Genomic DNA, 16,311 nt, shown 5'->3' with positions numbered 1-16,311 from the left:
CCTCTCGATTGGAAATCCGGGATGGCCGCTGCTTTGTTTGAGTATGCCCAAATTTATGGAAGGCGTATGTATAATTTTGGATAATCAACACTCGTGTTTTTAAACAACAGCCGTGCAAAAGGGTTAGTCATTCATGAAGACTTATGGGAGCGCCTTCAGTTGATTCGCGAGCGGTTTGCCTTTTTGCAAGATGTCATCGTTATTCATGAAAACGCTAACAGTTCCGTCGAGGGCACACTTTCCTTTCATCGGTTGCTCGCCTGCGCGGATCGGGAGCTGGCAGCGGCGCCGACGAACAAGGATGATGCAGCGTTTTGGCTGTTCAGTTCAGGAAGCACTGGGGATCCGAAAGGAATCATCCATTTGCAGCACGATATGGAATATGCGTTAAACACATACGCCAGACAAGTGCTGGAAATCAACGAAAATGACCGCTGTCTGTCGGCGTCGAAACTGTATTTCGCGTATGGCCTTGGCGGCGGAATGTATTTTCCGTTAGGCGTCGGCGCCTCGACCGTGCTTGTAAAAGAGCGGCCTGCGCCGGAGGTGATGTTTCAGGCGATTGAAACGTACAAGCCGACGATTTTTTTCGGCGTGCCGACGTTGTACGGCGCCATGATTGATTATGTCGAAAAAACGGGCCGGCGCTTTGATGTTAGCTCATTGCGTGTTTGCGTATCTGCTGGCGAAGCGTTGCCGCCATCGTTTTATTATAAATGGAAACAGCTGTTTGGGGTCGACATTTTAGACGGCATCGGTTCGACGGAAGCGTTGCACATTTTCATTTCCAACCGCATTGGCGACGTCAAACCGGGCAGCTCCGGAAAAGAAGTCCCGGGCTACGAAGTAAAAATCATTGATGGACAAGGGAATGAACTGCCGCCAAATGAAGTAGGCGACTTGATCATTCGCGGCGACTCGATCGCCCATGGATATTGGAACCTTCACGAGCAAAACAAGCAAAAATTCGTTGGGGAATGGCTGTATATCGGCGATAAATATTACCGCGACGAAGAAGGGTATTACTGGTATTGCGGACGCTCCGATGACATGTTGAAGGTCGGCGGCATTTGGGTTTCCCCGATCGAGGTGGAAAACTGTCTGCTGCGGCATGACGACGTGTTGGAAGCGGCCGTCGTAGGCGTGGAAAATGAAAACGGGTTGGTGGTTCCGAAAGCGTTCGTCGTGTTGAAAGACGGCGTTCCTCGTTCAGCCGAGAAGGAAGAAGAGCTCAAGCAATTTGCAAAGCAACATCTGGCCCACTATAAATACCCGCGCATCATCGAATTGATCGACGAACTCCCGAAAACAGCCACTGGAAAAATTCAGCGATTTAAACTGCGGCAACTATTGAAACAACGATGAACGAGGCGAAAGGAACGATCGGCTATGAAGCAAAACGAGTTTCAGCTGCGCGTCAACTTTGGCGATACCGATGCAGCCGGCATCGTCTATTACCCCAACTACTTTAAATGGTTTGATATTGCCGGCCATCAGTTTTTCCGCAGCATAGGATTGTCACCAGCAAAACTGATGAAAGAACAAAATATCATTCTTCCGTTGCTTGATGTCGGCTGTACGTTTGAGCGCCCGTTATATTACGATGACATTATTACGATTAAAACAACGGCGGAAGAAGTCAACAGGAAAACGATCAAGCTGCGCCATGAAGTGTTCCGCCAAGATGTGCGAACCGGCCACGGTTTTGAGTTAAGAGGATGGGTGAAAGAGGAGAACGGGCGCATGTTTGCCGTGCCGATTCCCGACGATGTCCGGCAGTTGTTGGAGGAAGACGGAGTAGGGGCATGTGTCCATATGAATCCGTTGCTGAATGCCTAATGAATGGGAAAGGAATGGGAAAGCCAAGTTCGCCTTGCTGCGTCTTGGCTTGCTTTTTCTCTAAGCTGAGGAAGGGGGAAAGGGCTTATGATTCGAACAGCGAAGCGGACGGAGTTGATTGAAGTAGCGCAAGGGCGCCGTCCGGCCGATATCGTCATTCAGGGTGGAACGGTAGCCAACGTCTATTCGAGCGAATTTTTGCGTCAAAACGTCGCCATTTATCAAGATGCAATTGCCTATGTCGGGGAAAACGAAGTTGCGATCGATGAACATACGATCGTCATCGACGCAGAGGGGATGTATGTTTCACCCGGATTCATCGAGCCTCACGCTCACCCATGGGTGATTTACAATCCCGTCAGCATGACGGCCAAAGTGTTGCCGCTCGGCACGACGACGACGGTGAACGACGACTTGTTTTTTTATTTGCATTTTGGCGTCGATGGCTTTCGGCAGATGATCGAAGATTTGCGGGCGCTGCCGGGCAATTTCTTTTGGCTCGTCCGTTTGGTGTCGCAAGCTGATTTTTCAGGGGAGCGTGATTGGTTCGACCCGCAGGAAATTCGAAAGCTGCTCGAGATGGATGAAGTCGTCGGGACGGCGGAAGTGACAAGATGGCCGCTGTTGTATCAAGGTGATCCTTTTTTAATCGATACGATTGAAGCAGCGAAACGTGCGAGAAAAGTCGTTGATGGCCACACGGCCGGCTGTTCGTATGAGAAACTCAACAGCATTGCCGCAAGCGGCGTCAGCGCCTGCCATGAAGCTATCACGGCTGAAGAGGCGCTCCATCGGCTGCGGCTCGGCCTATGGACGACGCTTCGTCATAGCTCGCTCCGCCCGGATTTCCCGGAAATCATCCGCTTGATCACAGAGAAAAAGGTCAGCACGCAACGAATCACGATGACAACAGACGGTCCGCATCCGGGTTTTATTGAGCGAGAAGGGTTTGTGGACGGGTTGGTTCGGAAGGCCGTGGAGCTCGGTGTGCCGCCGATGACCGCCCTACAAATGGCGACCATCAACGCAGCGACATATTTGCGGCTTGATGATGACATCGGCGGCATTGCCCCCGGCAAACTCGCCGATATCATTTTGCTCCCTGATTTGGTCACTTTCAAGCCGTCGCTTGTCATTTCCAAAGGAAGCATCGTTGCCCGCGACGGCAAGCTGCTCGCGTCGCTGCCAGCCATCGACTGGAATCGGTATGTGTCGAAAAAGCCGTTTTTGTTTGCGAAAGAGCGGCTTGAGGACGAGCATCTATACCACTATCCGCATCCAGGGCCAAACAAGCCGGTGCCGGTCGCGTATTTTAAAAGCAATGTCATTACTGAACGGAAAGAGGTGGCTCTTCCATCTGTTGACGGCTATGCGGATCTTTCCCAGCATCCAGGGCTGTTGTATGCCGCGCTCATCGCCCGCAACGGGCAATGGGTAGCCAAAGCCATTTTGGAGCGGTTTGCCGTCGATATTGATGGCATGGCGTCCACGTACAACACAACGACCGAACTGCTTGTCATCGGCCGGAATCCGAAAGCGATGGCGGCAGCGGCGAAAAAAGTGTATGAGATGGGTGGCGGGATTGTCGTCGTGGATGACGGCAAGACAGTGGTGGAAATTCCGCTGCCGTTTACCGGCATGATGACAACCGACCATTCGTTTGACACGGCTGTCCGTTTCCATGACGAACTGCTTGCAGTCCTCCAGAAACGTGGATTTCCTTTTCACGATATTTTGTACACGCTGTTGTTTTTAACATGCGACTTTTTGCCAGGCCTTCGCTTGATTCCGTACGGGTTGTACGATGTCAAACGGAACGAGATTTTGCTGCCGGCTGAAAAGATCGGGGAAAAAGTAGCGAAATAAGTCATAGCGCGTGCGGCCGCCTAATCGTCGGCCATCGGTTTCATGGAAAATCGGTTATTCTCATCAGACGATGACGATGTATAATGAAAAGAGGAGACGAATCGAAGGCGATGATCCTCGCTCATGACGAGATTTGGAGATGAAACCGATGTGGCAAACGATCAATCGCCGGCTTGAGAAGGTGTTGCCGTTGCTGACGCCGGCGAGCGTGGCGATCGGTTTATGGCTGTCTAAAGAGTTGCACGATTATGCCGAACTTGTGCCATGGCTGTTTGCGTTTATGACGTTTAGCGGCAGTTTGCGGCTGCGTTTGGCTGATTTGAAAGAGGCGCTCATCCATCCTCGTCCGATCGCTGCGGCGCTATGTCTGCTTCACCTTGTCGTCCCGCTTTGGGCGTTTGGGCTTGGCCATCTGTTTTTTGGCAGCGATCGTTTGACGGTGATCGGATTTGTGTTGGCAACGGCCATTCCGACCGGGGTGACGAGCTTCATCTGGGTGTCGATCGGACGGGGAAACTTGGCGTTGGCGCTGTCCGTCATTTTGATTGATACGTTTTTGTCGCCGGTCGTTGTGCCGTTGACATTGCTTTTGTTCGCTGGGAGCGCGGTTGAGATCGATGTTTGGCAGATGATGCTCGGGTTGTTTTTTATGATCATTTTGCCGTCGCTAGGCGGCATGTTCGTGAGCGAACGGCTGTCCAATCAGGTGAATGAACGGCTTGCCATGGTATTGTCGCCGTTTTCCAAATTGGCGCTTGTGCTTGTTGTCATGATCAACAGTGCGGTCGTCGCGCCCTATTTCGGGCATGCAAGCGGCCGATTGCTGTTTATGGCGCTTCTCGTCTTGGTGATCGCAAGCTCTGGCTATTTTCTTTCTTGGATGACCGCCCGTTGGCTCAGATTTGCCCCGGCGGACATCATCGCGTTGACGTTTACCGGGGGGATGCGCAACATCAGCGCCGGCGCGGTGCTCGCGATGACGTATTTTCCGCCGGCAGTCAGCGTGCCGGTCGTTCTCGGCATGCTGTTTCAACAAGTGCTCGCGTCCATATACCACCGCTTGTTGAACAAAACGTACCATTCACCAACGAGCGGCAGAGCGCCATACGTCGGAAGCGCCCGGTAGAGAGGCAGGCGGTATGCCGGCTGTCGGACAGCGCCTAGCGGGAGTAAAAAGGGAGCACACACCCGCCCTAGGTGGGACGGGGGCGGGAAAAAGCAGGCGAGGCGCTGCCGGTGTCACGATGTTTCGCCGCTGAGGTGGTCTAGTGACCGCCTGGCTGAACGGTCTCGTATGGCGAACGGATGAGGTGGCGGCGAAGAGGGAGATTCAGTTCGACGATGCCTTCGACGACCAAACGGGCGATTTCTTTCGCCCCGCGCTGATGAAAATGGGTGTTGTCTTTGATGCCTTTCGGATAATTGGGGTGTTCGCCCGGCTCAAGCCATAAAAACCACCGCTTCGTCCGTTCCGGTCCAAGCTGTTCAAACCGTTGTTTGCTTTTCGTTGTCAAATCGATCACTGGGACACGTTCGTGTTTTCCGAGCGCTTTCATGGCGGCAGGATAGCGTCCGTGGGAATCGAGCGCCCGTCCGTCGGCAGAAAACCGCCGCCGTTCGACCGGGGTGATGAGGACGGGAATCGCCCCTTTGGCCCGGGCGCTGTCAATATATTGTTGTAAGTACGCTTGGTAAGAGGTGAACGGTTCGGTGTAACGCGCCGGATCGTTCGCCTTTTCATCGTTATGGCCAAACTGAATGAACAAATAATCGCCTTTTTTGAGCTCCCGCAAAATGCGCTCGAGCCGCCCTTCCTCAATAAAACTTTTCGCGCTTCGGCCAGAAGCGGCCATATTTTTGACCACTACGTGATCGTCAAACCAGCCGTCAAGCATTTCCCCCCATCCGGCTCGCGGTGCGCGGGAGCGGGGAGCGGCGGCGACCGTCGAGTCGCCGGCCAAATAGATGACAATGGTCGTCCCCCGTCTTGCTTTGGCTGCATCTCCGTTCGTCGCTGTCCTAGCCATTAGAACGGCGCCGATGGCAATGATGACGGAGCACAAGAAAGCGGCTTGTTTTCTTTTCAAACAGGTTCCTCCTACTCAACAACAGTTCGTCCTATTTTCGCCAACAGTTCGTTTCGTTGTTATCGTGGCTTGTCAGCCGCTTGTTTATGCGCATCGATGCTAGTCAATCCGTTGAAACCGGCGATAAAAGCTCCAGATGACGGCGAGAAATACGCCATACCCAGCAAAAGAATACGAATGCCTCCACAGAGCGGCGTGAACGAACAAGCCGTACGCTTCTGCTTTCGTTTCGAATGTTGCCATCAATGCGGCCGATGCGATGATCAAGCCAATGCGTCCGAGGCGGCCAAGCCGCTCCATCAGGCAAAGAAACAAGACGGTGCATAGCGGAAGAACCACCATCGTAAAGAAAATATCGATCGAAAAGAGGGATGGAAACGGGCGCTTCGGAAAGACGTACACCCCTTTTCCGGTGAAATACAAATCCAAATACGTCCCGGCCCAAGAGGAAAGCAGCGCCGAGGCAAGATAGGCGCGGCGCCTAGCGCGCGTGGAAGAAGGCGTTTTTGGCGATGATCGCCAGTTCGATTTTTTCAAGTGTTTCACAATACGCATGAACGATCTCCCCATTGATCCGTTGTTCCGGTTTAACAAGATAGCGGACGACGTGCGGATCTGTAAACCAATCGCCAGGTTCGGCCGCCTCATGGACGACGTTTTTCCACGCGTGACGAAGCTGTGGGCTGTACAGGCGCGGGGCGCCGGGAACGATTTGGCAGTCGCGGACGCGGCGGCGGTACGGTTCCCTTGGAAACGATTCGCACACATCGTTAAACAAGTGCGGCCAATAATCTTTGCGCGAACCGGTATGCGGATGGCTGACAGCCCAGCGCACCGCATTTTCCAGCGTTTCTTCATTGTCAAACAAAATCGAGTACAGCCGTTTGCCAAGCAAAATGCGTTCATGGAGCGACTCAAACTGATGAAGCGTTTGACCGATCAAAGCGGTGCCGCCTTGGCCGTCGTCATGCGGGAACAAGATGTGATTGAAATGGAGCAGCTCTTGTAGTTGAAATTTGAGCGTCTGAAAAACGGTTTGCTGAAATACGGGATGTTGAATGACTCGTCGTTCCAAATAGCTTTGTTCGTTAATCACGAGGGCGATGGCCAACGTGTACAGATCGCCGCGGTGCCAAAAATGGTTCCATATCGTTTCCATAAACGTCGAAACGCCAACATACGGCAATAAATAAAAGAGCGGTCGGCCGTACTTTTGGCTTTCTTCATACAGCAAAAACTGCGGATAAATATCTTGGAAAATCAGCCAGTTGCCGCGCTCCAAAAAGGTGAAAAACGACTGCCGCTCGTCTTCCGAGAGCAGCCGCATGAGCAGCTCCCCTTTTAAGTCGGTCATGTTCCAGCCGCCGTTGCGCGACACCATATGTCCTAAAAACGCCCAATGAATTTCGCGATGGCGCAAGTAAAAATCGAGATACGCCGCCGTTCGGGTCACATTGTTTTCGTTGTGTTCCGCGGTCACCGCCCGGATGCGGCGGATGAGCTGCCGCTCTTTGGCGGTTAAGTCACGTTCAGATACGATCGTGTACCCTTTCTTTTGCTTTTTCTTTAATTCCCGATAGACGTCAACAAGGGAAAGGGGAAGGGATGACGCTTTCGGCCTCAGGCAACGCATAGTGACCCCCTTTGGTGCATCGACCGCCCACCAGACGAATAAATATGGAAGGAAACGGAATTTTGTGAAAAAGGAAGGCGATGCATGGTGGCCGACGAACGAAGCACGTTGATTGCCGTGCTCAAACGGTCGCAAGCGGCCGACGGATCGTGGCGGTTTCCGTTTGAAACAGGCATTTCGACAGACGCCTATATGATCATTTTATTACGGACGCTTGAAATAAATGATGAACCGTTGATTCAAGCGCTCGTCGAGCGAATCGAGAGCCGGCAAGGGGCAAACGGGGCGTGGAAGCTGTTTGCGGATGAAGGTGACGGCAATGTGACAGCGACAACCGAGGCGTATTATGCCTTGCTTTACTCCGGCTACCGAAAAAAAACCGATCCGCACATGCAAAAGGCAAAAATGCGCATTTTGGAAATGGGTGGTTTAGAGAACGTCCATCTATTTACAAAAGTGATGCTGGCTTTGACTGGACAGTACCCATGGCCTAGGCGGTTTCCGCTGCCGCTTGCCTTTTTCCTTCTCCCCCCGTCGTTTCCGCTTAATATGTATGACCTTTCCGTGTATGGAAGGGCGAACATGATTCCGCTTCTCGTCGCCGCGGAGCGCCGGTACAGTAGGAAAACGGCGAAAAGCCCAGACTTGTGTGATTTGGCCGCTTCCCGTGGAGGTTGGCGGCTGCCGGAAAACCGGGCGCTATGGTCATACATCAAGCGAGCGTTGATCGGTTTTCCGGCTGAACTGCACGATGCCGCCAAACGACGCGCCGTCCGTTATATGTTTGATCATATTGAGCCGGACGGAACGTTGTACAGCTACTTCAGTTCGACGTTTTTGTTCATTTTTGCGCTGCTCGCGCTTGGTTATCCAAAAGACGACCCGCATATTGTCCGAGCTGTTCGCGGTTTGCGCTCACTGCGAACCGAAATCGATGGGCATACGCATATGCAATATACAACCGCTTCCGTCTGGAATACGGCGTTGGCGAGCTATGCGCTGCAGGAAGCGGGCGTGCCGCCGACCGACCGGACGATTGAGAAAGCGAACCGCTATTTGTTGTCGCGCCAGCACATTCGCTACGGCGACTGGGCGGTGCACAACCCGTACGGCGTACCGGGCGGCTGGGGATTTTCCGATGTGAATACGATGAACCCGGATGTCGACGATACGACCGCCGCGCTGCGCGCCATCCGCCAGGCGGCAGCGAAAGAGACAGCGTTCCGCCATGCGTGGGACCGGGCGAATCGATGGCTGTTTTCGATGCAAAACAATGACGGCGGGTTTGCGGCGTTTGAAAAGAACGTAGGCAAACGGTTTTGGCGGTATTTACCGATCGAAGGGGCGGAGTTTTTGCTGATGGATCCATCCACCGCTGACCTCACCGGGCGGACGCTCGAATATTTCGGAACATTCACCGGGATCACGAAAGACCACCCCGCCGCCGCCCGCGCTGTCGACTGGCTGCTAAGCTATCAAGAACGAAACGGCGCGTGGTACGGCCGCTGGGGGATTTGCTATGTGTACGGCACATGGGCGGCGGTGACCGGGCTCTCAGCCGTCGGCGTTCCAATCGATCACCCGGCGATGCAAAAAGCGGTCCGTTGGTTGTTGAGCATCCAAAACGATGACGGCGGCTGGGGTGAATCGTGCAAAAGCGACGAAGCCAAGACGTATGTGCCGCTTGGCGCCAGCACGCCGGTCCATACCGCCTGGGCGCTCGATGCACTGATCGCTGCCGCCGAGCGGCCGACCCCGGAAATGAAAGCCGGCGTTCGCGCCCTAGTCCGTATGCTTCATCACCCGGATTGGACCGCCTCGTACCCGGTCGGACAAGGGATGGCCGGCGCCTTTTACATCCATTACCATGGCTACCGCTACATTTTTCCGCTGTTGGCGCTCGCCCATTACGAGCAAAAGTTCGGACCGTTTGTGGATTAGCCAACCGTCCGTACGAGGCGGTGATGGAACGCTGCCATGACATAGTGCATCACCCTCTCGCTGTCGGCGAGAAACGAAATATGACGGCACAAAAGTGCATTTTTCTCTTTCCCTCATCAGAAAACCCGACAATTGCCGGGATTGAATAGCCTGATTATTTAGTATAGAATATTCAGGTAATTCGGAATAAAGGGGTTCAGTCGATTCGAGGGGAGGAGAAGGAGAGCGTGATGAAATGCTGTCGGGTTATGTTTGTGTTGCTCGGATTATGGCTTGTATTCGGCCTATCGGTCCCGGGAGGGCGAGCTGAAGCGGCAGTTTCACGCGCCAACGATGCGCCGATTGTACTTCTCCATGGCTTTACTGGCTGGGGAAGAGAAGAAATGTTTGGGTTCAAGTACTGGGGCGGCGTGCGCGGCGATATCGAACAATGGCTGAACGACAACGGTTATCGAACGTATACGCTGGCGGTCGGACCGCTCTCGAGCAACTGGGACCGGGCGTGTGAAGCGTACGCCCAGCTTGTCGGCGGAACGGTCGATTATGGCGCGGCCCATGCGGCGAAGCACGGCCATGCGCGGTTTGGCCGCACGTATCCGGGGTTGCTGCCGGAATTGAAAAGAGGAGGCCGCGTCCATATCATCGCCCACAGCCAAGGAGGGCAGACGGCCCGCATGCTTGTCTCGCTCCTGGAGAACGGAAGCCAAGAAGAGCGGGAGTACGCCAAGGAGCACAACGTGTCGTTGTCGCCGTTGTTTGAAGGCGGACATCGTTTTGTGTTGAGCGTGACGACCATCGCCACTCCTCATGACGGGACGACGCTTGTCAACATGGTTGATTTCACCGATCGCTTTTTTGACTTGCAAAAAGCGGTGTTGGAAGCGGCGGCTGTCGCCAGCAACGTGCCGTACACGAGTCAAGTATACGATTTTAAGCTCGACCAATGGGGACTGCGCCGCCAGCCGGGTGAATCGTTCGACCATTATTTTGAACGGCTCAAGCGCTCCCCTGTTTGGACGTCGACAGATACCGCCCGCTACGATTTATCCGTTTCCGGAGCTGAGAAGTTGAATCAATGGGTGCAAGCAAGCCCGAATACGTATTATTTGAGCTTTGCCACAGAACGGACGTATCGCGGAGCGCTCACAGGCAACTATTATCCCGAACTCGGAATGAATGCATTCAGCGCGGTCGTATGCGCTCCGTTTCTCGGTTCGTACCGCAATCCGACGCTCGGCATTGACGACCGCTGGCTTGAAAACGATGGCATTGTCAATACGGTTTCCATGAACGGTCCAAAGCGTGGATCAAGTGATCGGATCGTACCGTATGACGGGGCGTTGAAAAAAGGGGTTTGGAATGACATGGGAACGTACAATGTCGACCATTTGGAAATCATCGGCGTTGACCCGAATCCGTCATTTGATATTCGCGCCTTTTATTTGCGACTTGCCGAGCAGTTGGCGAGCTTGCGGCCTTAAAACTAGTATTTTGCGAAAAAGCCATCTCGATCGGATGGCTCTTTTTATGGAAAGCGCATGGTGTTGTGTGACGGCCGCGGATGTCCGATGGTATAATAAGGGTAAAGCAAGCGGATGGGGGAATGGACGTGAAGCCGCCCGAGCGGCAAAAGGGACGGTATACGTATCAAGATTATGTCAAGTGGGACGGACGGTGGGAGCTGATCAACGGCGTGCCCTACAACATGGCACCGACCCCTTCCTTGGTCCACCAGTCTATCGTCGGTGAATTGTATGTCGCTTTGCGGGCATTTTTTCGTGAAAAAGGATGCACGGTTGTCATGGCGCCATTTGATGTACGCCTTGATGAGCAGGCGGACTATGAACAAGCCAAGCATGTCGTGCAACCAGATATCTCCGTCATTTGCGATCAAAGCAAAATGGGCAGCCGAGGCTGCGATGGTCCGCCTGACTTGGTAGTGGAAGTGCTTTCGCCAAGTACAGCGTTGAAAGATCGAAACGAAAAGTATATGTTGTACGAACAGTTTGGCGTCAAGGAATATTGGATCGTCGATCCGCTGCATCGGACGGTGGAAGTGTACGGCCGCGGTGAAAAAGGGTATGAGAGGCGGAGCGTCTTTGGCGAAGGCGATGTGCTCGTCTCGTTTTTGTTCGCTGATTTGACGGTTTCGCTGGCTGGCATATTTCAAAATATAGAGGGTGAGGGATAACGATGCGGTTAACGGAAGAGGAAGTGCAAGCACTGCTTGAAAAAGCGGACGGCTGGAAGCTGGCCGATGAGCGGTGGATTGTGAAAAAATACCGTTTTCAAGACTACTTGCAAGGAATCGAGTTTGTCCGGCGAATCGCCGCGATTTCGGAAGACGCCAACCACCACCCATTCATTTCCATCGACTACAAGCTCATCACCGTGAAACTGTCTTCATGGCGGGCGAAAGGGCTGACGAAGCTCGATTTTGACTTGGCGAAGCAGTATGATGAGGTGTATAACCAGATGAAGCAGGGGGAAGGGGAATGATGGCGCATCGCACAGCCCTCGTCACCGGAGCGGCGCGGGGGATCGGTTATGAAGTGGCGAAAACGTTGGCAACCAACGGCGTGAACGTCGTGCTTGCCGACTTGAAGCAGGAAGAGGTGGAACAGGCGGCAGAGTCGTTGCGGCAGCTAGGCTGCGAGGCCGTCGGCGTCAAGTGTGATGTGACGGCGGAAGAAGAGGTGAAACAAACGATCCATGAAGCGGTCAAACGGTGGGAGCGTCTCGATATTGTCGTGAACAACGCCGGTTTGCAATATGTCGCCAATATTGAAGACTTTCCGACCGAGAAGTTCGAGCAGTTGATCCGCGTCATGCTCGTCGGCCCGTTTTTGGCCATTAAGCATGCGTTTCCGCTGATGAAGGAGCAGCGCTACGGCCGCATTATCAACATGGCGTCGATTAACGGATTGATCGGGTTTGCCGGAAAAGCCGCCTACAACAGCGCAAAACACGGGGTGATCGGCTTAACGAAAGTGGCGGCGCTAGAAGGGGCACCGTACGGCATTACGGTGAACGCACTTTGTCCGGGGTATGTCGACACAGAACTCGTCCGCAATCAGCTCGCTGATTTGGCGGCGACGAGAAAGGTGCCGCTTGAGAAGGTGCTCGAGGAAGTGATTTACCCGCTCGTGCCGCAGCGGCGGCTCTTGTCCGTTGAAGAAGTCGCCCATTATGTTCTCTTTTTGGCAGGCGAACAAGCGAAAGGAATCACCGGCCAGGCGGTCGTGATCGATGGCGGGTATACGGCGCAATGAAGCGCAATAAGCCCTTAGCCTCGCAAATGGCTAAGGGCTTGTTGCTTGGTCGTTCAGCTGAGAGCGAATTCAAAGCTCGCGAGGATTTTGACTTCTTTCCCGACGAGGAATCCGCCGGTTTCGAGCGCGACGTTCCATACCAACCCGTAGTCTTCGCGGTTGATCGTTCCTTCGACATCAAAACCGACCGAGATGCCGCCGGTGAGCGGGTTTTTCACTTGGCCGTTGTATTCGACTTTGAACGTTTCCGTTCTCGTCACGCCGCGGATCGTCAGCTTCCCGGTCACTTCATATTCCGTGTCGGAAAGCTTGCGCACGGATTCACTGACAAACGTAATGGTTGGATAGTTCTCGACATCGAAAAAGTCGGCCGAGCGGAGATGATTGTCGCGGTCGGCGTTTTTCGTATCGATCGAGGCGGCGTCGATCGTCGCTTTCACGTTCAGCGACTCGAGTTCGTTGATGTCGCCTTGCACCTCAACGTCAAAGTTGGTGAATTCCCCTTTCGCTTTGGAGATCATCATATGTCTCACTTGGAAGGCGACAGAGCTGTGCGCTTTGTCGAGTTGAAATGTTGTCATCGTTTTTCCTCCTCTTGTCATACGATTCATATTCACATCATTATCATAGCAAACATATATCTCGAATTCAAATATTTTTTATTAAAGTTTTTATTGGCGTGAAGAACAGACGCCCATCCATGATAAGATGAATATGAAACGGTGGACGGAAAGGGAGAAAAAAGATGAATGAACTTGGCATTTTAACGAAAATTGAACAGCAAATGGAACGGTTTTCACCGGCGGAAAAAAAGGTAGCCGCCTACATTCTCGATCATGCTGAGCTCGTGCCGAATATGACGACGAAAGAACTGGCTCAGGCGGCTGACACAAGCGAAGCGAGCGTCGTTCGTTTTGTCTCATTCGTTGCTAGCGAAGAGCGGCGCAGTTGGCATAAGGAATGAAAAAGGTTGACCTGTCCTAAAGGCAGCCCCATCATCATGTAGAAGACTGGCCATTTAACAGGAAACGCAACTTCATCATCCCGAGTTCCAAGTTTTTCGCATTTGCGGGTCGTGAAGTGAAGGGGATGGTGGATTCCCCACCCCTAGAAGCCTAGTGAAAAACGGGGCGTCGCGCGCAAATCAACGGCGTTGGATCAGAATCGCAAGCCCGTCCGGCAAGGTTTCTCTAATTGAAAAATAGGCGGGGCCATCAGCCTTCTTCACTAAATCACCAACTTTCTAGACGCGCTTCAGCTCGAGAAAAAAAGCCGTTAAAAACTTCCGCACATTCATCCGGCATTCCGTCTCCATTTGGCCGCGTTCGAGTTCGTTCATCCGCCGGCGGATGTCACCGAAATCAAACAGCCTCGGTGCGAAATGCTCAAACGTCGGGTTCGTGTAGTCAGTCAGGCCGAGGGAAGCGAGATGGGTGAACGCCTGCAGGACGAGGCGGCGGATGCGCTGTTCCATCGCCCGCGCTTCCTTGGCAGTTTCGCCAGGGGGGAGGCCGTATTCCCACTCGACGAGTTCGGCGTACAGCTCTTTGAGCGGCGGCAGTTCGCGCACGGGCTGGCCTTTTGCTTCCTGTTCTGCCAACCAGCGCACCACAAGAAGCACGTCCGCGCTGCCCGCTTCGCCAGCGACCCCGAGAAGAAGGAGAAGCTGCTCAGCCTGCTGTTCCATGGCGGACGGCTTGGAAACGGCGGTGTCAGCCGTTTGCGGCTCAAGCCCTTTGAGCACTTGACGGATTGACTCGAGCGAGCGGACGGCGGACATGTGATCGGCGACGCGTTTCAGCACGGACAGCACTTCATAGCGGTTGATCGGTTTTTGAATGTACGTGTCAATGCCATGCAAATAGGCTTGGCCGATCATTTCTTTGTTTTCAACTTGAGAAATCATGATAAAGGTTCCGGCAAATCCTTCTTCCCGCAACGCCTTGATCGTCTGAATGCCATCACGCCCCGGCATTAACAAGTCAATGAGCACCACATCCACGTGAAGCAAGTCGGCCGCGCGAACGTGCAGTCCATCTTCGGCACAGCCGACCACCTCGCCAAGTTCGGATTCATCAATTAATTTTTCCAACATCTTCCTTACGGCGGGATCGTCTTCGATGAGAAAAAAGCGAAGCCCCATGTCCTTTGTTCTCTCCTTTCTTTGGAAGTTCCAGAATGGGTGCCATTGCCTACATCACGGCATTTTCTTGCTGGTCAGCCTCGTGATCGGACATTTCGGCTGTGATCGGCGTGCTTTGCAGGAGGTGGGCTGTCGGCACGGCAAGACGAAACACCGTCTGCCCCGGCTCGCTTTTGACGAGCTGTAGATGCCCCCCAAGTGTTTGGGCGATATCGCGTGCATGGGTAAGACCGATGCCTGTTGACGGATTGCCTTGGCGGTCGTATTTTGTTGTGAATCCGGGCTGAAAAATCCAAGTGATGTCATCAGCCGCAATGCCGGGGCCGGTATCCTCCACTTCGATGATTAACTCGTTTCCGCGAAGACGTGCATGCAAAGTGACGACGCCCGTTTTCTCAATCGCCTCGACGGCATTCGATACCAAGTTGTTCAACACGGAAAGAAGCGGATACAGTTGGTCGGTCATGAGATCGATATGGCCGTTGTACGAAAAGGTGATCGCTTTTCCGGACAAGCTGGCGTACTTCTCATTGGCGCGAATGACCATGGCGCACAGTTCGGCAATCGAAATGCGCCCGCGCACCGATTGGCGGCCGATAAGCTTAGAAAGGCCGGCGAAAATGCGTTGCATATCTTTTTTCGTCTCGTGAATATGTTCGGCAAGCTCCAGGGCGACGCGCGGTTCAACGTGCTTTCGTTCGATCAACTGCGAGTAAAGGTCATAGCTTTGGCGCGTCATGTCTTCCATGAGAGCCATTGATTTTTGCAAGTAAAACATTTCTTCGTATAATCCGCTGCTCACCATAATGAGACGCTCGAGTTCTTGCTTTCTCGCTTCAGCGAGCGAGCGGACATGCTTCGTCACCCACATATTGTAAACGCCAATCACGCAGAAACTGCGCAAAATGGCGAATAACCATAAGACGATGACTGTTTGGCCGCTGAAGGCAAACGGCTCCCCCATCCAATACCGGATCCCTAGTTCACAGGCGTTAGCAAAAAAGTCGAGCGCCGCTCCAACCACTCCAGCTCGAATCGGTGCGGCCATTCGATGGCGAAAACGAACGGCAGCCGCCATCGCTGAAAAGCTGATATAATACCCGGCTGCCGGAATGTGGGTCAGCACACTTTCTGAAGCGGACATTTCGCCCGTCAATGAGTCAAGAAAGACGCGAAACCCAACGACCACCGCTCCGGTGCTTGCGCCGATGACGAGCGGGGGCAGGGAAGTAAAGGCGACAAGCCCGAGAAAAAAGACGGCGCTGCCGAGTGAGACGCGAAACGGGCTGTCAAACGGATTCATTTTCATTTCGCCTAGAAACGCAGCAGCAGAAAGCAAAAGCAAAAGAAGCCAAAGTGGTTCTTTTTTCGTTTGGAACAGTGGACGTCACCGCCTTTGTGAAAGTCATGGCCTAATCTATAATTCTATTATAACCCGTGGTGCTAGTTGAGTGTCAGCGCTCAACCAGCCCTAGTGTGACCAAGGAATAAGCCAACAAGATGCCATCGAGTGCCACTTCAAACCCGACC

General features: G+C 53.4%; 15 protein-coding genes and 1 pseudogene. 10 read left to right on the top strand and 6 right to left on the bottom strand.

Going from position 1 to position 16,311, the window contains the following annotated elements; all coding sequences use genetic code 11:
• Positions 1–93: 93 nt before the first annotated feature.
• From JCR24_RS17045 to JCR24_RS17030, 4 genes are all read left to right on the top strand, one after another.
• On the top strand, positions 94–1,365 hold the full coding sequence (locus tag JCR24_RS17045) for a benzoate-CoA ligase family protein (RefSeq protein ID WP_238981076.1): 1,272 nt from the start codon (positions 94–96) through the stop codon (positions 1,363–1,365).
• Between the two features lie 24 nt (positions 1,366–1,389).
• A complete protein-coding gene (locus tag JCR24_RS17040) occupies positions 1,390–1,839 on the top strand; it encodes an acyl-CoA thioesterase (RefSeq protein WP_011231476.1) in 450 nt (149 codons plus the stop codon).
• 87 nt (positions 1,840–1,926) lie between these two features.
• Positions 1,927–3,705, top strand: coding sequence for an adenine deaminase C-terminal domain-containing protein (locus tag JCR24_RS17035; protein ID WP_069304312.1), 1,779 nt, complete (start codon positions 1,927–1,929; stop codon positions 3,703–3,705).
• 148 nt (positions 3,706–3,853) lie between these two features.
• A complete protein-coding gene (locus tag JCR24_RS17030; RefSeq protein ID WP_238981078.1) occupies positions 3,854–4,831 on the top strand; it encodes a bile acid:sodium symporter family protein in 978 nt (325 codons plus the stop codon).
• Between the two features lie 139 nt (positions 4,832–4,970).
• Here the strand turns inward: JCR24_RS17030 and JCR24_RS17025 are convergent, their stop codons facing one another.
• From JCR24_RS17025 to JCR24_RS17015, 3 genes are all read right to left on the bottom strand, one after another.
• Positions 4,971–5,792, bottom strand: a complete 822-nt coding sequence (locus JCR24_RS17025; RefSeq protein WP_023633580.1) for a rhamnogalacturonan acetylesterase — start codon at positions 5,790–5,792, stop codon at positions 4,971–4,973.
• A 99-nt stretch (positions 5,793–5,891) separates the two neighbouring features.
• Positions 5,892–6,347, bottom strand: a complete 456-nt coding sequence (locus JCR24_RS17020) for a CBO0543 family protein (RefSeq protein WP_033012777.1) — start codon at positions 6,345–6,347, stop codon at positions 5,892–5,894.
• A complete protein-coding gene (locus JCR24_RS17015) occupies positions 6,274–7,425 on the bottom strand; it encodes a DUF2515 domain-containing protein (protein ID WP_062898682.1) in 1,152 nt (383 codons plus the stop codon). Before JCR24_RS17015 ends, JCR24_RS17020 begins: the two co-directional genes overlap by 74 nt.
• 84 nt (positions 7,426–7,509) lie before the next feature.
• Between JCR24_RS17015 and shc the strand changes: the two genes are divergently transcribed.
• The 5 genes from shc (at position 7,510) to JCR24_RS16990 (ending at position 12,638) form a co-directional block, all read left to right on the top strand.
• On the top strand, positions 7,510–9,366 hold the full coding sequence (gene shc / locus JCR24_RS17010; protein ID WP_238981075.1) for a squalene--hopene cyclase: 1,857 nt from the start codon (positions 7,510–7,512) through the stop codon (positions 9,364–9,366).
• Positions 9,367–9,596: 230 nt separating this feature from the next.
• Positions 9,597–10,847 (top strand): esterase/lipase family protein, encoded by a 1,251-nt coding sequence (locus JCR24_RS17005; RefSeq protein ID WP_238981077.1) that lies wholly within the window; start codon positions 9,597–9,599, stop codon positions 10,845–10,847.
• Between the two features lie 122 nt (positions 10,848–10,969).
• Positions 10,970–11,557 (top strand): Uma2 family endonuclease, encoded by a 588-nt coding sequence (locus JCR24_RS17000; RefSeq protein ID WP_081133180.1) that lies wholly within the window; start codon positions 10,970–10,972, stop codon positions 11,555–11,557.
• Between the two features lie 2 nt (positions 11,558–11,559).
• Positions 11,560–11,865: a 4a-hydroxytetrahydrobiopterin dehydratase gene (locus JCR24_RS16995; RefSeq protein WP_238981074.1), complete on the top strand. Its 306-nt coding sequence runs from the start codon at positions 11,560–11,562 to the stop codon at positions 11,863–11,865.
• Entirely contained in the window at positions 11,862–12,638 is a 777-nt protein-coding gene (locus tag JCR24_RS16990; protein WP_021322426.1) for a 3-hydroxybutyrate dehydrogenase, read from the top strand. The genes JCR24_RS16995 and JCR24_RS16990 overlap by 4 nt, the downstream gene beginning before the upstream one ends.
• A gap of 53 nt (positions 12,639–12,691) precedes the next feature.
• On the opposite strand, the gene JCR24_RS16985 is transcribed toward JCR24_RS16990, so the two are convergent.
• The gene (locus JCR24_RS16985) at positions 12,692–13,219 is read right to left on the bottom strand and encodes a YceI family protein (RefSeq protein WP_014196045.1); all 528 of its coding nucleotides are present in this window, start codon (positions 13,217–13,219) and stop codon (positions 12,692–12,694) included.
• Between the two features lie 164 nt (positions 13,220–13,383).
• Between JCR24_RS16985 and JCR24_RS16980 the strand changes: the two are divergent.
• Positions 13,384–13,554 (top strand): annotated as a pseudogene (locus JCR24_RS16980) (MurR/RpiR family transcriptional regulator); the annotation flags it as partial.
• A 327-nt stretch (positions 13,555–13,881) separates the two neighbouring features.
• Here the strand turns inward: JCR24_RS16980 and JCR24_RS16975 are convergent.
• Both JCR24_RS16975 and JCR24_RS16970 read right to left on the bottom strand, forming a co-directional pair.
• Positions 13,882–14,781 (bottom strand): response regulator, encoded by a 900-nt coding sequence (locus JCR24_RS16975; RefSeq protein ID WP_238981073.1) that lies wholly within the window; start codon positions 14,779–14,781, stop codon positions 13,882–13,884.
• Between the two features lie 49 nt (positions 14,782–14,830).
• Positions 14,831–16,084: a sensor histidine kinase gene (locus JCR24_RS16970; protein ID WP_238981072.1), complete on the bottom strand. Its 1,254-nt coding sequence runs from the start codon at positions 16,082–16,084 to the stop codon at positions 14,831–14,833.
• Positions 16,085–16,311: the final 227 nt, after the last annotated feature.

Source organism: Geobacillus sp. YHL, assembly GCF_022341265.1.
Classification (GTDB): domain Bacteria; phylum Bacillota; class Bacilli; order Bacillales; family Anoxybacillaceae; genus Geobacillus; species Geobacillus thermoleovorans.
Note: the sequence above shows the minus strand (reverse complement) of the source record. Positions and strands in the feature narration are given on the sequence as shown.